Here is a 17,142-nt window from a genome sequence, read left to right as displayed (position 1 = left end):
TATCATGAAAAAATCACTGACATTACTCGCCGCAGCAACCTTAAGCGCCCTGAGCTTCGCCTCCTGGGCTGATACGCTGACCGTTGGCGCATCAAACGTACCGCACGCGGAGATCCTTGAGCAGGCCAAACCGATTCTGGCAAAGCAGGGGATCGACCTGGAAATTAAGTCGTTCCAGGATTACATCCTGCCGAATACCGCGCTGGCTGGCCGTGAAATTGACGCTAACTACTTCCAGCATATTCCGTATCTGAACAGCGTGATTAAAGATCATGCTGGCGATAAAACCTATGACTTCGTCAGCGCCGGAGCAATTCACATTGAGCCGATCGGCATCTATTCGAAGAAAGTGAAATCGCTTAAAGATCTGCCGGAAGGCGGCAAGGTCATCATGCGCGATGCGGTATCTGAGGAAGGCCGTATCCTGTCGATTTTCGAAAAAGAGGGTGTGATCAAGCTGAAACCGGGGGTGGACAAAGTCACCGCGCGCATTAGCGACATCGTGGAAAACCCGAAAAAACTGAAGTTCCTGCCTAACGTGGAAGCGGCGCTGTTACCGCAGATGTACAACAACGACGAAGGCGATGCGGTGGTGATTAACGCGAACTACGCTATCGACGCGGGGCTGGATCCGGTGAAAGATCCGATTGCCGTCGAAAGCGGTGAAAACAACCCGTATGCCAACATCATTACCGTACATCGCGGCGATGAGAAGAAAAAGGATATTGTGGCGCTGGTAGACGTGCTGCATTCAAAAGAGATTCAGGACTGGATCCGCACTAAATATAAAGGCGCGGTGATCCCGGTGAATAACTGATCCGCTTTTTGCCTTATCCGGCCTACAGGATGTTGTAGGCCGGATAAAATGCGTTAGCGTTGCCACCGGACGCGCGAGTTACACGCGCTCAATTCTCGCTGGCAGCCCCTGGCGTACCGCCGCACCCGACACCCAGTCAAGCCAGGTATTGGTTACCTGCCGGGTAGGATCCGCAAAGCCCAAGTCATTGAGATTAATTCCCGACCTTATCTGCGCGTCAAATGGCATCGGCTCGCCGTCGAGCGTATGCTGCGCCGCGCCCATTTCTTTATGTCCATAGCCATGTTCAATGGCGATAACTCCCGGCATAACACCATGAAGCAGGCTTATTTGCGCCTGTACCTGACCGCCAGGCGTAGTGATACGTACCGTATCGCCATGTGCTAGACCGTACCGCTTACCATCCTGCGGGTTGAGCGCCACCAGATTAACCGGCTTCAGATGATGCAGGCGCGGGATGACCGCCGTGGCGCTGGACATGGTATTGGATTTAAAGGAGATCAATTTCAGCGGCCATTCTTGTTCCGGGAACAACTCCTCGACCGCACGTCCGTCTGACAGACGCGAAGGATACCAGGCCGGGCAGCCGCTGTAGCGCTCGCCGGTAATCGCATGGCGGTGCGCGGCGACATTCGCATTCCAGATTTGCAGCGGTTTTTCCCACGCATTGCCGACGCGATCCTCCACCCGGCCACTGCTGGCTGGGGCGAAACGCCCGCCGCGTGAATACACAAATGCCACCCGGCTGGCTTCATCGGCTTTCAGCGTTTGCGTTATCACCGGCATGATCCGTTGCACCCCGGTCAAGGCAATGTCTTCCGGCTGAGCCTCCGGGACCGGTGATTTACCCATAAACGCAATATTGGCGGCGAGGCGCAGATAATAATCTTCCGCACGATTTAACGGATACTGATTGCCCTGTGGGTCGGTAATCGCATTATCACCAAAACCAGGCAAACCAATGCGTTTCGCTACCGCAATACAGAAAGATTCCATTGAGGCCGGTTGACCGTCAGCGGTACTGCTGGTTGCGGCTCTGACCACGGGCCAGCGAGCGGTGGTAGCTTTGCTGGCGACGCCCGCCCACGGGGCGCTGAATCCCCAGCTTTCGAAGTTATGGGTATCCGGCACGATGTAATCTGCCAGCGCCGTGGTTTCGTTCATAAAGGCATCAATGGCGATAAATAGCGGCAAACGCGCAGGATCTTTAAGCTTTTCTTCCGCCACGCCGCGCAACCCTGCGATGCCGTAAAACGGGTTGGTCATGTTAGAGATCCAGGCTTTTAGCGGATAAGGGTAGCCTTCGAGTGCCGAGACAAGAAGTTCAGTAAGTTGACCTGCCACAAACGGATACCAGGGGGCTTTTGCCGGGAAGGGCGATTGTCCGGCGGCTACTTTATTGCGGTACTCTTCGGAAGACTCATACGCGGTTTTACTGCGTGCGATGCTTAATCCCTTTGGTTTAATCTTCCCGGTGAAACTGTCCATGTTGTAGCGTGGTCCATCGGTGGCGCCATTGAACTTGCCGCCGCCGACAAACACGCCGCCTTCAAGACTCAGGTTGCCAATCAGCGCATTGAGCATCATTACCGACCAGGCGTTATAAAATCCATTACCTGCCATCATTCCGCCGTGCGCGATTACCGCCGCTTTACGTCCGTGGCGGGTAAACGCGTCGGCCAGTGCGCTAATGTCTGCTTCAGCCACGCCGCACTGCTGGCTGTATTGCGCCAGCGTGAGTTTTTCGGCGGATTCTTTCAGGCACTGGAGGCTGCTTTTTACCGTCACCGTCTGGCCGTCTGCCAGCGTCACCACGCGGGTGACAAACAACTGCGCGCGTGGGCAACCGCTGGCGGCGACGATTTCTCCGGCTTCGTTAACGACCACCGGCTCCTGGGCGGCGTTTGCGTTCAGATGCGCGAGGGTTAAATGCTGCCCGGCAAGATTTGGGATCTCATCGGTGATCACCAGATGCGTGGCGTTGCTCCAGCTTTTTTCACCGGCTTGCTGCATGGCCTGTACGCCGGGAATCGCAAGGTAATCGGCGTTATAGCGCTGTTTTTCGATTATCCAGCGGATCATACCCATCGCCAGCGCGGAGTCACTCCCCGGACGCACGGGCTGCCAGTGGCCGCGATCGTCAGCCAGTACCGTGGTTAATGGCAGGGCTGGCGCCACCACCACATAGCGGAAGTCGTCGCGTAAACGGGCGCTGGCGAGCTGGCGAGCCTGGCGTTTAAACGGGTTGCCGGATTGCGCCGGAGAGGTTCCCATAAACAACGCGAATTCGACATTATCCCAATCGGGCTTCACGTGGGTATTTTTATCCAGATCGCCCATTAGCGCACCAGAACCGGCCCGGTAGGCCAGACCGCAGTAAGCGCCATGCGCGCCGAAGTTTTTACTGCCGAAACTGTTCAGCGCGAAGCGACGTAAAAACGTATCACGTCCTTCATCGCTGGTATTGGTGACCAGCAACTGATTGGATTTTGGCCCAAAGCCGGGATGTCTGGCATCAAGCGGCGTATCGGGATCGTGAATTGCCCGCAGGCCATCAACATGGCCCTCACCAAACAGGTCACCGCCTTCCACCACCTCTGTGATTAATTGTTCGAAGCTGATGCGCTGCCATTTTCCCTCGCCGCGTTTGCCGACGCGTTTCATGGGCTGCAGAATGCGCTGTGGGCTGTACAGACCTTCAAGTAAGGTTGCGCCACGAGCGCAGGCGGTGGAGCGCGCGTCCAGACCCGACTCGCCCGCCAGTTGCGCCATTGCCGTGGCAAAGGGAACCGAGGCGTCAATATGGTGCTCGTGAGATAATGGATGATAAGGGTTACCGGCAATGCGCAGCACTTTGCCTTGCTCACTATCAACGCGTACCCGCACACCGCACTGCGTCCAGCAGCCAAAACACTGCGTCATTGAGATCACCTGCTGCGGATTTTGCTGCCATTGCGGCCGGGCATTGGCTTCAGGGATGAGCGCATTACCAAAGATGCGGTCGCGGGTAATTTTACCAGAGGTACCGTCCAGCAAACCGTCCAGTGCGCGCTTTGCTACATCCCGATAACTCAGACCAAACGTCACCATGCCACCTACTGCAAGACCGACTTTAAGCCACTGACGACGGGTTAAATTAGCCATGTTGCATTCTCCTTGCGATCGCGTTCAGGGCTTCACGAACAATAATAATCAGTGCTATCCACAGGCCGAAGGTGCCCACAATGGCCAGCCAGCCATCGGTGCCGCCGGGCAGGGTGTAAGGATTAAATTGGGCGTTAAATTTCGGTACGGTCTGTACCTGGATGAGTAACGTCCAGCGCATCAGCCAGCACAGCGCCATGGCGCTAAACGCCAGTAATATGCGCAGCAGCCGCGATAATGGAAAACGCAGCACCAGCCCGCAAAGGACGAGCGAGACAAGCCATAACGCAACCCAACCGATGGGGTAGTGTCGTGCCGAAGAGGCGACATCCAGCCACTGGCGAATTGCTGAACCGGAGAGCGTATTGCCGCTCACCCAAATTGCCACCACGATAGCCAGCGCGCTCAAGGCGACAATTTGTCCCCACGCCAGTTTGCGCAGCAAAGATCCTTCACTGTTTGTTGCAGCGATGAGCAGGGCGAGGAACGTTTGCAGCGCGCTGAGGAACATTGCAACCGGAAAGGCGTAGCTGAACCAAATGGGACGCGCCTGCACCACCGACACTTCGCGACCGGTGTAAACCAGTAATCCGATGGCGGATAAGGCGCTACCGACGGCCAACCATTTAGTTACACTGTAACTTTTAAGCGTTAGCTGCTTAACGTGTTGTGCCAGAAACCACAGGCCCAGGAAGCCGGTGAACAGCGGTAAAAACAGCGCGCCCCACGGCATCCAGGACCATGGCGTTGGATAAGCATAAAAATGCCAGACGCGGGCGGTTTGGTGTAAATCGGCGGTTAGCGCCAACGGGGCAGTTATTGCACAGGTCAGGGCAATTAACAGCGTCAGGTTTTCCAGGTCCGGCGTCTCTTGTTTGCGCCAGTGCAGCACGCAGGCGAACAGCGCGGCGCAGGCGGCAATACCGATGAAAAAGAAATACTGTACGGCCCAGGGTAACCAGCTTACATGTTGCGGATGGGCCAGAACCTCTTCGATAATCAGTGAATGGTTCATTTAAACCTCCTGCCAGAGCGCGGGTTGAGCGCGTCCCATTAACGGGGTGACAAACGCTTCATCCAGACCCAGATAAAACACGTGCGGTGATGTTCCGCTTTCGGGTTTCAGCACTTTGATGGCCTCATGGTGTTCATGCAGCATTTGAGAAATCCGGCTGTGCGGATCTTTGATATCGCCAATGATGCGTGCGCCGCCGACGCAGGATTCCACGCAGGCCGGGAGCAGCCCCGCTTCCAGACGGTGTACGCAAAATGTGCATTTATCGGCGGTTTGCGTTTCATGGTTGATGAACCGCGCATCGTAAGGGCAGGCCTGCACGCAGTAAGCGCAACCCACGCAGCGGGTGTTGTCGACGACCACAATACCGTCTTCACGTTGGAAGGTGGCCTGCACCGGACAAACGGGTACGCAAGGGGGATTATCGCAATGGTTGCACAGGCGCGGCAGCAGGACGTTGGTGACGCTTTGCTGGCCTGTAAGCTGCACCTGATACTGGTTAACGAGGGTTCGGAATTCTCCCTGCGGCGTCTGGTTTTCAATAGCGCAACTGACGGTACAGGCCTGGCAGCCGATGCAGCGTCGCAGGTCAATCAACATGGCGTAGCGATGCGCGAGTGAGCCTTCATGGCGTTCAGGCGAGAAGGGGAATTGCGCCTGCGCCAGGGGGACCAGTGAAGCGCCAGCGGTCAGGACGCCCAGTTGCTGGAGAAACTGCCGTTTACTGCTGTCCATATTTTCTCCCGTCACGGTACAACAACGAAACATTGGTCACGCCGTTGATTTGTGTGTGATGAATAAAGAATCTCAATGATTTACAGTGTAAAAATCGTGACGGGGGGTACTCTATTGTGGTTAACCACATACCCGGCTTGTTGTTGATCTAAAACAACATAATTGACAGGGATAATTGAGTGGGACGCAACGTAGTAAGATGCCTGACGGTACTGGCGTCGCTGTGGATGCTAAGCGGCACGGTCGCGGCGCAGACATGGAACATTGGCGTGTTGGCAATGCGTGGGGAGATCTCCACACGTCAGCACTGGCAGCCGTTGGAAACCCTGTTGAATCAGCAAATTCCCGGTGAGCAGTTTCATATACAACCGCTGGACCTGCACCAGATGCAGGAGGCGGTGAATCGTGGCACGGTACAATTTGTGGTCACCAATCCGGCGCAGTTTGTACAGCTAAACAACCGCTCTGCGTTACGCTGGCTGGCGTCGTTACGTTCTACCCGGGGAGGCAAAGCCGCCAGTAACGTGATCGGTAGCGCGATTCTCGTCAGGCGCGATAGTGGAATCACTTCCGCGCATGATCTGATCGGTAAAACGGTTGGCGCCATTGATGCTCAGGCTTTTGGCGGCTATTTGTTGGGGTATAAAGCACTTAGCGATGCCGGTCTGCGACCTGAGCGCGATTTACGCCTGACGTTTACCGGTTTTCCTGCCGATGCCTTACTCTATTTACTACGCGAAAAAGCTGTGCAGGCGGTGATTGTGCCGGTGTGTCTGCTGGAAAACATGGATGAGGAAGGGCTCATTCATAAAACGGACTTTAGGGCTGTACTCAACCATCCGACCTCGATTCCCTGTTTAACCAGTACGCCGCTCTATCCTGACTGGTCATTTGCGGCACTGCCTGCAGTGAGCGACGAGCTCGCCGATCGCGTCACACGGGTGCTGTTCAATTCTCCGCAGAATGCAACGTTTCGCTGGGGAGCGCCTGCCTCGACACGCGAAGTAGAAGCGTTGCTACGCGATGTCCGCCAGCATCCGCAGCAGCGTCAGCTCTGGCTGGACGTCAAAAGTTGGTTTATCCAGCACCAGCTCGCTATGGGGGCTGTGGCCGTTGTGCTGTTGCTGCTGACGCTCAATTATATCTGGGTGATGCTGCTGGTTCGTCGTCGCGGCAGGCAACTGGAGCGGAACAGCATTCTGCTGCGCAAACAAGAACAGGCGCTGGAAACCGCTCGCCAAATGAGTGTGCTTGGCGAGATGACCTCCGGGTTTGCCCACGAACTTAATCAACCGCTGTCGGCTATCCGCCATTATGCGCAGGGCTGTTTGATCCGCCTGCGCGGTCAGGATAAGCAGCATCCGTTGTTGCCTGCGCTGGAGAACATTGATGCTCAGGCGCAGCGGGGCGCTGATACGTTGCACAATCTGCGCCAGTGGGTCAGCCAGGCGCAGGGTAATCCGGTGATGACCGATGACTGGCGGGCCGTCAACGTTCATGATGCAATTCATCACGTCTGGCAATTATTGCGCATGCCCCAGCAATTCCCGGCAGTGGCGCTGCAAACGCGTGTCGGCAAGACGTTAACGCTGACTCTGCCAAGCGTTCTGCTTGAGCAGGTGCTGGCCAATCTGGTGCTCAATGCGGCCCAGGCCGGGGCAACCACGGTGTGGTTTAGCGCTCAGCGTGAGGAGGGGGATGTGCGTATTCAGGTGCAGGATAACGCTGGCGGTATTGATGAGGCGCAGTTGTACCAGGCTTTTCAGCCGTTTATGACCACCCGTAAAGAAGGCATGGGGCTGGGATTAGCCATTTGTCAGCGGCTGGTGCGTTACGCAAATGGCGACATTGAGATCAAAAATCATCAGGCTCCTGATGAAAAAGCGGGGGCGGTAGTGACATTACATTTTAAGCAAAACCAGGAGGGAGGCCGTAGTGGCATTAATTCATCTGCTGGATGACGACATTGCCGTCACCCAGGCCTGTGCGTTTTTACTGGAAAGTCTGGGATATGAGGTATGTTGCTGGGAGCAGGGTGAAACATTCCTCGCAGGGGCAAATCTGCACCAGGTGGGCGTGCTTTTGCTGGACATGCGTATGCCGGTACTGGATGGGCACGCTGTACATGAAGCGATGCGCCAGCGAGAAAGTACGCTGGCGGTGGTGTTCCTCACCGGGCATGGCGATGTGCCGATGGCGGTTGAGCAAATGAAACGTGGAGCAGTCGATTTTTTGCAAAAGCCGGTGTCCGCCGGGCCTTTGCAGACGGCGTTAGAGCACGCTTTGCAGGTTTCTCGCGCCGCTTTCTCGCGACAAGAGATCGTGGCCTGCTATCAGATGCTCACGCCAAAGGAGCGAGAGTTGGCGCAACTGGTTGCAAAAGGGTTAATGAATCGGGAAATTGCGGACGCTATGAATATTGCCGTGCGCACGGTTGAAGTTCATCGCGCGCGGGTGATGGAAAAAATGCAGGCGCGGAGCCTTGCGGAACTGGTAAATCGACTGCAGCGGATCCGATAGATTTATGACATTTGTTTGATTTTCATTGAATTTTGTCTAATTAGCCAGAGTGATATATGCTGTTGGTTTGAGTTAATGACGAGCGGGTAAATATGGGAAATCAGACCAAAGACGATGAGTTGTACCGGGAAATGTGCAGAATAGTCGGTAAAGTAGTACTGGAAATGCGCGATCTGGGACAAGAGCCAAAGCATATCGTCATTGCGGGTGTGCTGAGAACCACCCTCGCCAACCAGCGTGTAAAGCGCAGTGAGCTAGAAAAACAGGCCATTGAGACCGTTATTAAAGCATTGGCCGGATAATCCATAAAAAGAGGAGGGCAGTCATTTGCGCCATCCTCTTATTCTCGTCACGTTATTCTATCAATATATATAATTTAGGACTGCAATTAGAGAAATACACTCCGCTGTATATTTTGTTGTATATCGATTGATATATAAAAATATATTTGAGAGTGGAGTCACAAATATTTGCAAGCCACATGAAATATTATTTCAACTTATCTTAATGATAATAAATCTCACTCCGCATTAATTACTTTTCTTCCGTTTTTTAATTGATGACGATCAAAACGACGGGCGCTGAATAACCACATTATCATTGTGCCTAACCCTAAAGGATTAGATTCATTTAGTTTAACCACCGTCATTTCTACGATCAGGTTAGGGCAAATATTCACGTGTTGTTGGCAACATTAATGGCCGAATTGGCCCGATCTGTGCGTAAAAATTAGCCTTGATGTGTTGCCGCTACTGCGTTTGCGAAGAGGATGCGAAATAAATGAACCAGGTTGATCGTCCATTTTTAGATTGTGGTTTAACGCGGCTTGAATTCCTACGTATATCCGGAAAGGGTCTGGCAGGACTGACCATTGCACCCGCGTTGTTATCACTTTTTGGTTGTAAGCAGGAAGATATCGACAGCGGTACCGTTGGACTTATCAATACGCCGAAAGGGGTGCTGGTAACGCAGCGAGCACGCTGCACTGGTTGTCATCGCTGCGAGATTTCCTGTACCAATTATAACGATGGAGCCGTTGGCACCTTCTTTTCCCGCATCAAAATTCATCGTAATTACTTCTTTGGCGATGATGGCGTCGGGTCCGGTGGCGGGCTGTATGGTGATTTAAACTATACCGCGGATACCTGCCGCCAATGCAAAGATCCGCAATGCATGAAGGTCTGCCCGATTGGCGCCATTACCTGGAAGCAGGAAGACGGTTGTATTGCCGTTGACCATAAACGTTGCATTGGCTGTAGCGCTTGTACCACAGCCTGCCCGTGGATGATGGCGACCGTCAACACGGAAACGAAAAAATCCTCAAAATGTGTGTTATGCGGGGAATGCGCCAATGCGTGCCCGACTGGGGCATTAAAAATTATCGAGTGGAAAGATATTACCGTTTGATAGAGGGCAGGCATGCCTGATACGCGTCATTAATTGCCAAAAATAGCGCAGTTTTGAATAAAAAAGCTGCCTGACGGGTATATCTATTAAACCTTCTTGCAAAGGAAAACATGATGGCTAACGGTTGGACAGGTAATATTTTACGGATCAATCTCACCACGGGTAATATCACCCATGAAGATTCCAGTAAATTTAAGAAATTTATCGGTGGGATGGGCTTTGGGTATAAAATTATGTACGACGAAGTCCCGCCAGGCACCATGCCGTTTGATGAAGGGAATAAACTGGTTTTCGCCACCGGGCCATTAACGGGCTCGGGCGCACCCTGTAGCTCCCGCGTCAATATCACCTCCTTGTCAACATTTACCAAAGGTAATTTAGTCGTAGATGCTCACATGGGCGGTTTCTTCGCCGCACAGATGAAATTTGCCGGTTACGACGCCATTATTATCGAAGGTAAGTCCGCGTCGCCTGTCTGGATCAACATCAAAGACGATAAAGTCAGCATCGAAAAAGCCGATTTCCTGTGGGGCAAGGGCACGCGCGCCACAACCGAAGAGATTTGCCGCATTACCAGCCCTGAGACTTGCGTCGCCGCGATTGGCCAGGCGGGGGAAAATCTGGTACCGCTCTCTTGCATGATCAACAGCCGCAACCACAGCGGCGGCGCCGGTACTGGCGCGGTGATGGGCTCGAAAAATCTGAAGGCCATTGCGGTAGAAGGGACCAAAGGTGTCAACATTGCCGACCGCAAAGAGATGAAGCGGCTCAATGACTACATGATGACCGAGCTTATCGGCGCCAACAACAACCACGTTGTGCCGAGCACCCCGCAGGCCTGGGCAGAATACTCTTCGCCAAACTCGCGTTGGACGGCCCGCAAGGGACTGTTCTGGGGCGCGGCGGAAGGCGGGCCAATTGAAACGGGTGAAATCCCGCCGGGCAACCAGAATACCGTCGGTTTCCGTACCTATAAATCCGTGTTCGATCTCGGACCTGCCGCTGAGAAATACACGGTGAAAATGAGCGGCTGCCATTCGTGCCCGATTCGTTGTATGTCACAGCTCAATGTCCCGCGGGTGAAAGATTTTGGCGTACCGAGTACCGGTGGCAACACCTGCGTGGCGAACTTTGTGCACACCACCATTTTCCCCAATGGCCCGAAAGATTTTGACGATAAAGACGATGGGCGCGTGGTGGGAAACCTGATTGGTCTGAACCTGTTCGACGATTATGGCATCTGGTGTAACTACGGGCAGTTGCACCGTGATTTTACTTATTGTTACTCGAAAGGCGTTTTTAAGCGCGTACTGCCGGCGGAAGAGTATGCGGAGATCCGCTGGGATCAGTTGGAAGCGGGCGATCCTAATTTTATTAAGGATTTTTACTATCGGCTGGCGCATCGCGTGGGGGAACTCAGCCACCTTGCGGACGGCTCATATGCCATTGCTGAACGCTGGGATTTGGGCGAAGAGTATTGGGGTTATGCCAAGAACAAACTGTGGTCGCCGTTTGGTTTTCCTGTCCACCATGCTAACGAGGCTTCAGCGCAGGTTGGGGCGATCACCAACTGTATGTTTAACCGTGACTGTATGACGCATACCCATATTAACTTCATCGGTTCCGGTTTGCCGCTGAAATTACAGCGCGAAGTGGCGGGCGAATTGTTTGGTTCACAGGATGCCTACGACGAAACCAAAAACTACACCCCGATCAATGCCGCGAAGATCAAATATGCCAAATGGACGTTGCTGAAAGTCTGTTTGCATAACGCGGTCACGCTATGCAACTGGGTCTGGCCGATGACGGTCTCGCCGCTCAAGAGCCGTAATTATCGCGGAGATTTGGATCTGGAAGCGAAATTTTTCCAGGCGGTTACCGGCGATGAAACCACGCAGGCGAGTCTGGATCTGGCCGCTGAACGTATCTTTACCCTGCATCGTGCCTATACGGTCAAACTGATGCAAACCAAAGATATGCGCAATGAGCACGATCTCATTTGCTCCTGGGTGTTTGATAAAGATCCTAAGATCCCGGTCTTCACCGAGGGGACCGACAAGATGGACCGGGAGGACATGCGCCTGTCACTGACGATGTTCTATCAGGAAATGGGTTGGGATCCGGAGCTGGGCTGCCCTACGCGCGAAACGCTGAATCGACTCGGACTTGAGGATGTGGCAGCCGATCTGGCGGCACAAGATCTGTTGCCAGCGTAAGGAACGCGAGATGACTAACGTGAGCAACGTTCAGGCACCCATTGAGGCGTTTCCTGATGAGGTAGATAGCCAAAAGAGACACTGGCTGCAGGCGCTACAGTCGCCTGCCGAACAGGTGAACGCGCCGCAGGTTCAGGAACCTGCCAGCCCGGAGTCGATAGTGGCGGAATTTATCCGCCAACATTCAGCATCGGGTCAGTTGGTGGCTCGCAGTGTTTTCCTGCAGCCACCGTATTCGGTTCCTGAGACTGACTTAACCGTGCTGCTGGATACCCTGTGTCAGGGCGCGAATGGGGCGGATATTACCTGTGTGCATGGCGCTGAAGAGGCGTATTTCTTTTCGACGCAAACCATGACGGCAAACTACGCCAGCATGTGTGTGCAGGTGGTGGAGAACGACATCTGTCGCGCGATTGCCGAGGCGGTACGCTTCGACTGTCAAACGTATCCACGCCCCTATAAGGTCGCCATGTTGACGCAACCGCCGTATAGCTTTGGCGATCAGCAGGTTGCAGCGGCGCTCTCGGCAATGGAAACGCACCCGGATTACGCAGATATACGCACTGTGGAATCGTCAAATGCGGAGCCTTATTTGTTCAGCGAACGTTTTATGAGTTATGGCAAAGCGTACGGCCTGTGCGAATGGTTTGAGGTTGAGCAGTATCAGAACCCCTGAATTCTTCAGGTTGATGTCATGGAATGTGTGGACGACCACTGTCACAGCATTAGAGGATAACCCGATGTCCTTCACCCGACGTAAATTTGTCATTGGCATGGGGACGGTGATTTTTTTTACCGGCCCAGGTCAAAGTTTGTTAGCAAGTCCCAGGAGCACTAAAGGCGTTCGTTATGTCATGATCCACGACGAATCACTGTGTAACGGCTGTAATATTTGCGCCCGCGCATGCAGGAAAACCAATCATGTTCCTGACCAGGGCAGCCGTTTGTCGATAGCGCATATTCCGGTTTCGGATAACGACGACGAAACGCTGTATCACTATTTTCGTCAGTCCTGCCAGCATTGTGATGATGCACCCTGTATTGAGGTCTGTCCAACCGGCGCCTCCTGGCGAGATGAGAACGGCATTGTCCGGGTCGACACGTCTTCGTGTATCGGCTGCAGTTACTGCATAGGCGCGTGCCCTTATCAGGTCCGCTATCTCAATCCGCGCACCAAAGTGGCTGATAAATGCGACTTTTGCGCTGAATCACGTCTGGCGAAAGGTTTTCCACCGATCTGTGTTAACGCCTGCCCGGAACACGCGCTGATTTTTGGTCGTGAAGATAGCCCGGAGATTCAGACCTGGCTGCGGGAAAACAAGTATTACGAGTATCAACTTGCAGGCGCCGGGAAACCCCATCTGTATCGTCGGTTCGGTCAACATTTGATTAAAAAGGAAAATGTATGAACGCGTCGCAGAATGCCGAACAGTTTCACGCCCAGCTTGCGCAATATGTCCCTATGTTTTCTCCTGACTACTGGCCAGTGTGGCTGGTCATCGCCGGATTAATGCTGGTGGGAATGTGGCTGGTGCTGGCGCTACACGCCATGCTGCGCTTTCGTGCCGCGCATAAAGCGTCGGCAGGGCACGGTGAGAAGATCTACTTATACTCGAAGGCTGTCCGCTTGTGGCACTGGTCGAACGCGCTGTTATTTCTGCTACTTCTGGTCAGTGGACTCGTCAATCACTTCTCGGCCGTTAGCGCGTCGGTGATGAAAAGCCTGCTTACCGTACACGAAGTCTGTGGCTTTTTGCTGCTCGCCTGCTGGATTGGTTTTGTCCTGATCAACCTGATTGGCGGTAACGGACATCACTATATTATTCAGCGGCAGGGTTGGATCGGACGCGCGCAAAGACAAACGCGTTTTTACCTGTTTGGCATTATGCAGGGAGAGTCACATCCATTCCCGGCATCAAAGCGTTCGAAATTCAATCCGCTACAGCAGGCGGCCTATGTTGGCGTGATGTATGGTCTGCTGCCGCTGTTGTTGATATCGGGTCTGTTATCGCTCTATCCGGCGGTAGTCGGCGATCTGTTCCCCGGTGTGCGTTACTGGTTGTTACAGGCACATTTTGCGCTGGCAATAATCAGTTTGTTTTTCATTTTTGGGCATCTTTATCTTTGCACTACGGGCCGCACGCCGGGCGAAACCTTCAAGTGCATGGTGGATGGCTATCACCGGCATTAAGCGATGATGATTACGCGTGATGACTTACGGGCCTGGCGCGTTGGGCCCGTAATGTATCGCTGGTTTCTACGTACTTTTCCCGCCGGGGGAAGTTATGCCGATGTACATCGTGCGCTCCAGCGGGAAGGGTATATCGACTGGGCAAATAGTCTGGTGGAATACGGCTGGTCAAAATGGCGGGAAGAGGAGAGTTTTGTCCGGCAGGATATTCGCGCGATGGGAAATATTTCCCGCGTGAAAACAACGGGGGGGACCAGCAGCCCGCTGGCGAGTGCGGAAGATAATGTCAGCTTTGGCTGTGCGGATGATAACGTTAAAATCGCCAGCGCTGGCTATGCCGCGCAAATTGCCAGTGCAGGTTACAGCGTACGTATAGGCAGCGTAGGCTATAACGCGCATATCGGCAGCTCGGGCGATCGCGGGCGAATTGCGGTCGCGGGAAATTCAGCGCGTATCAGTAGCGTGGGTGACGGTACGCGCATCGCCAGTGCCGGTATGCGTGTACGCATCAGTGCACTGGGCGACAGAAATCGGATCGCCTGCAGCGGTGATTTAACCCAGCTAGCCTGTTTCGGCGCGGAATCGAAAATCGCCAATTGCGCAGACAATATCCATATTATTGCCAGCGGAGAGAACGCCGTTGTTGCCAGTACAGGCACTGTCGATTCGATAATACTCGGTCCTGGCGGATGCGCGGCGCTGGCCTATCATGATGGCGAAAGAATGCGTTTTGCGCTTGCCGTGGAAGGTGAAAAAAATATCCGGGCTGGCGTGAAATATCGGCTCAACGAAGACCACCAGTTCGTGGAATGTTGAGCCTTGAGGTCATTTTAGCGCGAATCGTCGCTGGGTGAATTTTTCCAGGCTAAAGCACAGCAGGTAATAGACCAGTCCGGTAAAGATAAAAATGGCCGCGGGATAGATTTGCACCCGGCTATTAACCTGACCGGCAACCGTCGTGAGTTCTGGCACATTGACGATAAACGCCAGCGACGTGTCCTTCAGTAGTCCAATAAATATCCCGGTCAGCGACGGCATAATGTTGCGCAGCACTTGCGGCAATAAAATAAGCCACAGGGCCTGGTACGGGCGAAAACCCTGCACCACTGCCGCTTCATATTGCCCGCCAGGTAAGGCGCTAATTCCTGCATACACCGAGTGCATCACCGAGGCGGCGGTGAACCATGCCAGTGCCAACGTCACGGTAACTGCGCCAGGCAGATCGCTTCCAGTCAGCATGGGGAGCAAATACCACATCCAGAAAATCACAAAGATTAACGGAATGCCGCGAATAAACTCGGCCCAGATAAACAGTCCTTTGCGCATCGCGCCAGGAAAACGCCAGGCGCAGCAGGCAAGAACTATCCCACCGGGAAGTGCCAGCAATGCCGCGCCGATAGCCATCAGCAAAGTAAGCAGAACGCCGCCGGGTTGGCCTTCGGTCACGCGTCCCCACAGAAGATAGTCAAGATTGTCAGTAATGACCGAAATATTAGCGATCATGCGATATGCTCCTGACGCTGAACAGACGGGCTTTTGCCCTGAACGGTTTACCTGACACAGTTTTTGGTCCAAGACGCGTAAGCAGCATACCTGACACGATACCGATGAGCAGATAGAGCACTGTTCCAACGGCAAAGGCTTCCAGTGCATGCGCGTTATAGCTCTCAATTTGCCGCACCTGATAGGTCAACTCTGCAAATCCAATACCGCTGGCAAGCGAGGAGAGCTTCATCAGGTTGAGATATTGCCCAACGATGGGCTGCCATGCGTTCGCCAGTCCCTGGGGAAGGAGAATGTGACGAAAAACCGCCCATGAGGAAAAGCCCTGGGCAATGGCCGCCTCGCGTTGCCCGGCAGAAACCGCCTGCAAACCAGAGGCAATCTCCTCGACCAAAAAGGCTGAAGTAAAAACACCCAGCCCCCAGGCAGAACAAAGAAACTCCGGCGTTAACCACCAGACGTCACCCGGCAGAACTGACCATGGGTGTTCAGCATTAATAAAGGTAATCACGTCACGGGGTAGCCAATTCCATGCGGCGAAATACCAGAACATCAGTTGCACCAGTAAAGGCGTATTGCGAAAAGCGGAGACCCACACGCCGACCACCGCGGTGGCAATGCGATTGCCTGTCAAACGTAAGCCGAGCAGTAGGAGAGCAAAGAGAGTGGCGAGCGTGACGCCTGCCAGCGTCACCCATAGCGTGGTGAGAAAACCGGAAATTATCCATTGTAGGGGTTGCCCGCTCAGCACCCCCTGCCAGTCCATTAGATGCATTATAACGGTAACTCCTGGTGTAACGGGTCGAGCACTTTTTTCAGGAAACGCTGGGTTCTGGGATGTTGCGGGTGGGTGAAGAAATCCTCCGGCGAGGCGACCTCCAGGATATCGCCGCCATCAATGAATACCACACGATCGGCAATCTCACGAGCGAAGTGCATTTCATGAGTCACGACGATCATCGTGATACCGCTGTGAGCCAGATTTTTCATCACTTGTAACACCTCGCCGATCATTTCTGGATCCAGCGCGGAGGTGGGTTCATCAAACAAAATGATTTGTGGCGATGAAGCCAGCGCGCGGGCAATGGCAACGCGCTGTTGCTGCCCGCCGGATAACTGAGCGGCATAGGCATCGGCTTTCTCGAGCAGTCCCACTTGATCCAGCAATTCGAGTGCCCGGCCTTTTGCTTCCGCTTTGTTCCAGCCGTGAACATATTCCAGCGCCAGCGCAATGTTTTGCAGCGCGGTCAGATGCGAATAGAGATTGAATTGCTGAAATACAAAACCGATACGGCTGCGTAACTGGCGTAATGCAGCGCCGCGCAACTGACTAATCGGTTTACCATCAATGAAAATTTCGCCACCGCTGAGCGACTCAAGCTGGTTGATAAGACGTATAAGAGTGGATTTTCCAGAGCCAGAAGGACCCAAAATGGTCACCACTTCACCAGGTTCAACTGCCAGGCTGACGCCGTTAAGTACGGTATGAGCGTCATACTGTTTAAACACATTGTGCAGTTTGACGCTTGCCTGACCCAATTGGGCAGAATCCGCAGCCGAAGCTGCGGAACGATGTAAAAGAGCTGAGAGCATA

At 53.7% G+C, this 17,142-nt stretch carries 16 protein-coding genes; 10 read left to right on the top strand and 6 right to left on the bottom strand.

All coding sequences use genetic code 11. The features are described from left to right. Nucleotides 1–4: 4 nt before the first annotated feature. Complete coding sequence (locus ICA20_RS13840; RefSeq protein WP_038640278.1) at nucleotides 5–817, top strand: MetQ/NlpA family ABC transporter substrate-binding protein; 813 nt, start codon at nucleotides 5–7, stop codon at nucleotides 815–817. Nucleotides 818–895: 78 nt separating this feature from the next. On the opposite strand, the gene ttrA is transcribed toward ICA20_RS13840, so the two are convergent. The 3 genes from ttrA to ttrB are packed head-to-tail and all read right to left on the bottom strand — an operon-like array spanning nucleotide 896 to nucleotide 5,711. After that, nucleotides 896–3,961, bottom strand: a complete 3,066-nt coding sequence (gene ttrA, locus ICA20_RS13835) for a tetrathionate reductase subunit TtrA (RefSeq protein WP_038640280.1) — start codon at nucleotides 3,959–3,961, stop codon at nucleotides 896–898. Continuing rightward, the gene (ttrC, locus tag ICA20_RS13830) at nucleotides 3,954–4,976 is read right to left on the bottom strand and encodes a tetrathionate reductase subunit TtrC (protein WP_038640283.1); all 1,023 of its coding nucleotides are present in this window, start codon (nucleotides 4,974–4,976) and stop codon (nucleotides 3,954–3,956) included. Before ttrC ends, ttrA begins: the two co-directional genes overlap by 8 nt. After that, complete coding sequence (gene ttrB, locus ICA20_RS13825; RefSeq protein ID WP_038640285.1) at nucleotides 4,977–5,711, bottom strand: tetrathionate reductase subunit TtrB; 735 nt, start codon at nucleotides 5,709–5,711, stop codon at nucleotides 4,977–4,979. 227 nt (nucleotides 5,712–5,938) lie between these two features. On the opposite strand from ttrB, the gene ttrS reads away from it, so the two are divergent. The 9 genes from ttrS to ydhT all read left to right on the top strand — a co-directional run bounded on the left by ttrS (nucleotide 5,939) and on the right by ydhT (nucleotide 14,861). Beyond that, the gene (gene ttrS / locus ICA20_RS13820) at nucleotides 5,939–7,672 is read left to right on the top strand and encodes a tetrathionate respiration histidine kinase TtrS (RefSeq protein ID WP_087856321.1); all 1,734 of its coding nucleotides are present in this window, start codon (nucleotides 5,939–5,941) and stop codon (nucleotides 7,670–7,672) included. Next, the gene (gene ttrR, locus ICA20_RS13815; protein ID WP_038640289.1) at nucleotides 7,647–8,231 is read left to right on the top strand and encodes a tetrathionate respiration response regulator TtrR; all 585 of its coding nucleotides are present in this window, start codon (nucleotides 7,647–7,649) and stop codon (nucleotides 8,229–8,231) included. The genes ttrS and ttrR overlap by 26 nt, the downstream gene beginning before the upstream one ends. A gap of 92 nt (nucleotides 8,232–8,323) precedes the next feature. Beyond that, nucleotides 8,324–8,533, top strand: coding sequence for a fumarate hydratase FumD (gene fumD, locus ICA20_RS13810; RefSeq protein WP_038640291.1), 210 nt, complete (start codon nucleotides 8,324–8,326; stop codon nucleotides 8,531–8,533). A gap of 478 nt (nucleotides 8,534–9,011) precedes the next feature. Beyond that, complete coding sequence (locus ICA20_RS13805; RefSeq protein ID WP_038640293.1) at nucleotides 9,012–9,638, top strand: ferredoxin-like protein; 627 nt, start codon at nucleotides 9,012–9,014, stop codon at nucleotides 9,636–9,638. A gap of 113 nt (nucleotides 9,639–9,751) precedes the next feature. After that, nucleotides 9,752–11,854: an aldehyde ferredoxin oxidoreductase gene (locus tag ICA20_RS13800; RefSeq protein WP_038640295.1), complete on the top strand. Its 2,103-nt coding sequence runs from the start codon at nucleotides 9,752–9,754 to the stop codon at nucleotides 11,852–11,854. Between the two features lie 10 nt (nucleotides 11,855–11,864). Further along, nucleotides 11,865–12,530 carry a YdhW family putative oxidoreductase system protein gene (locus ICA20_RS13795; protein WP_038640298.1) on the top strand — a complete coding sequence of 222 codons (666 nt, stop codon included), beginning with the start codon at nucleotides 11,865–11,867 and terminating at the stop codon, nucleotides 12,528–12,530. A gap of 64 nt (nucleotides 12,531–12,594) precedes the next feature. Further along, a complete protein-coding gene (locus ICA20_RS13790) occupies nucleotides 12,595–13,263 on the top strand; it encodes a 4Fe-4S dicluster domain-containing protein (RefSeq protein ID WP_051594516.1) in 669 nt (222 codons plus the stop codon). Continuing rightward, nucleotides 13,260–14,045 carry a thiosulfate reductase cytochrome B subunit gene (gene phsC / locus ICA20_RS13785; RefSeq protein WP_038640300.1) on the top strand — a complete coding sequence of 262 codons (786 nt, stop codon included), beginning with the start codon at nucleotides 13,260–13,262 and terminating at the stop codon, nucleotides 14,043–14,045. Before ICA20_RS13790 ends, phsC begins: the two co-directional genes overlap by 4 nt. Nucleotides 14,046–14,048: 3 nt before the next feature. Continuing rightward, complete coding sequence (gene ydhT / locus ICA20_RS13780; protein WP_038640302.1) at nucleotides 14,049–14,861, top strand: protein YdhT; 813 nt, start codon at nucleotides 14,049–14,051, stop codon at nucleotides 14,859–14,861. Between the two features lie 9 nt (nucleotides 14,862–14,870). Here the strand turns inward: ydhT and ICA20_RS13775 are convergent, their stop codons facing one another. Genes ICA20_RS13775 through ICA20_RS13765 form a run of 3 tightly spaced genes read right to left on the bottom strand, consistent with a single transcriptional unit; the run spans nucleotide 14,871 to nucleotide 17,141 of the window. Further along, nucleotides 14,871–15,548 (bottom strand): amino acid ABC transporter permease, encoded by a 678-nt coding sequence (locus tag ICA20_RS13775; RefSeq protein WP_038640304.1) that lies wholly within the window; start codon nucleotides 15,546–15,548, stop codon nucleotides 14,871–14,873. Beyond that, nucleotides 15,538–16,323, bottom strand: a complete 786-nt coding sequence (locus ICA20_RS13770) for an amino acid ABC transporter permease (RefSeq protein ID WP_038640306.1) — start codon at nucleotides 16,321–16,323, stop codon at nucleotides 15,538–15,540. Before ICA20_RS13770 ends, ICA20_RS13775 begins: the two co-directional genes overlap by 11 nt. Then, on the bottom strand, nucleotides 16,323–17,141 hold the full coding sequence (locus tag ICA20_RS13765; protein ID WP_038640309.1) for an amino acid ABC transporter ATP-binding protein: 819 nt from the start codon (nucleotides 17,139–17,141) through the stop codon (nucleotides 16,323–16,325). Before ICA20_RS13765 ends, ICA20_RS13770 begins: the two co-directional genes overlap by 1 nt. Between the last annotated feature and the right edge of the window lies 1 nt (nucleotide 17,142).

Origin of the sequence: Citrobacter sp. C5_2, from assembly GCF_014596845.2 — a bacterium.
Taxonomy (GTDB): Bacteria; Pseudomonadota; Gammaproteobacteria; order Enterobacterales; family Enterobacteriaceae; genus Citrobacter; species Citrobacter werkmanii.
The sequence above is the reverse complement of the archived record's forward strand: the minus strand, read 5'-3'. Positions and strand labels throughout refer to the sequence as shown.

Excerpts from the sequence above, each read along its gene's own strand:
- ICA20_RS13795 (WP_038640298.1), top strand. The coding sequence starts at position 11,865 with ATGACTAACGTGAGCAACGTTCAGGCACCCATTGAGGCGTTTCCTGAT.
- ICA20_RS13770 (WP_038640306.1), bottom strand. The coding sequence starts at position 16,323 with ATGCATCTAATGGACTGGCAGGGGGTGCTGAGCGGGCAACCCCTACAA.
- ttrB (WP_038640285.1), bottom strand. The coding sequence starts at position 5,711 with ATGGACAGCAGTAAACGGCAGTTTCTCCAGCAACTGGGCGTCCTGACC.
- ICA20_RS13765 (WP_038640309.1), bottom strand. The coding sequence starts at position 17,141 with ATGCTCTCAGCTCTTTTACATCGTTCCGCAGCTTCGGCTGCGGATTCT.
- ICA20_RS13800 (WP_038640295.1), top strand. The coding sequence starts at position 9,752 with ATGGCTAACGGTTGGACAGGTAATATTTTACGGATCAATCTCACCACG.
- ttrC (WP_038640283.1), bottom strand. The coding sequence starts at position 4,976 with ATGAACCATTCACTGATTATCGAAGAGGTTCTGGCCCATCCGCAACAT.
- ICA20_RS13805 (WP_038640293.1), top strand. The coding sequence starts at position 9,012 with ATGAACCAGGTTGATCGTCCATTTTTAGATTGTGGTTTAACGCGGCTT.
- ttrA (WP_038640280.1), bottom strand. The coding sequence starts at position 3,961 with ATGGCTAATTTAACCCGTCGTCAGTGGCTTAAAGTCGGTCTTGCAGTA.
- phsC (WP_038640300.1), top strand. The coding sequence starts at position 13,260 with ATGAACGCGTCGCAGAATGCCGAACAGTTTCACGCCCAGCTTGCGCAA.
- ttrS (WP_087856321.1), top strand. The coding sequence starts at position 5,939 with ATGCTAAGCGGCACGGTCGCGGCGCAGACATGGAACATTGGCGTGTTG.
- fumD (WP_038640291.1), top strand. The coding sequence starts at position 8,324 with ATGGGAAATCAGACCAAAGACGATGAGTTGTACCGGGAAATGTGCAGA.
- ICA20_RS13790 (WP_051594516.1), top strand. The coding sequence starts at position 12,595 with ATGTCCTTCACCCGACGTAAATTTGTCATTGGCATGGGGACGGTGATT.
- ICA20_RS13775 (WP_038640304.1), bottom strand. The coding sequence starts at position 15,548 with ATGATCGCTAATATTTCGGTCATTACTGACAATCTTGACTATCTTCTG.
- ICA20_RS13840 (WP_038640278.1), top strand. The coding sequence starts at position 5 with ATGAAAAAATCACTGACATTACTCGCCGCAGCAACCTTAAGCGCCCTG.
- ydhT (WP_038640302.1), top strand. The coding sequence starts at position 14,049 with ATGATGATTACGCGTGATGACTTACGGGCCTGGCGCGTTGGGCCCGTA.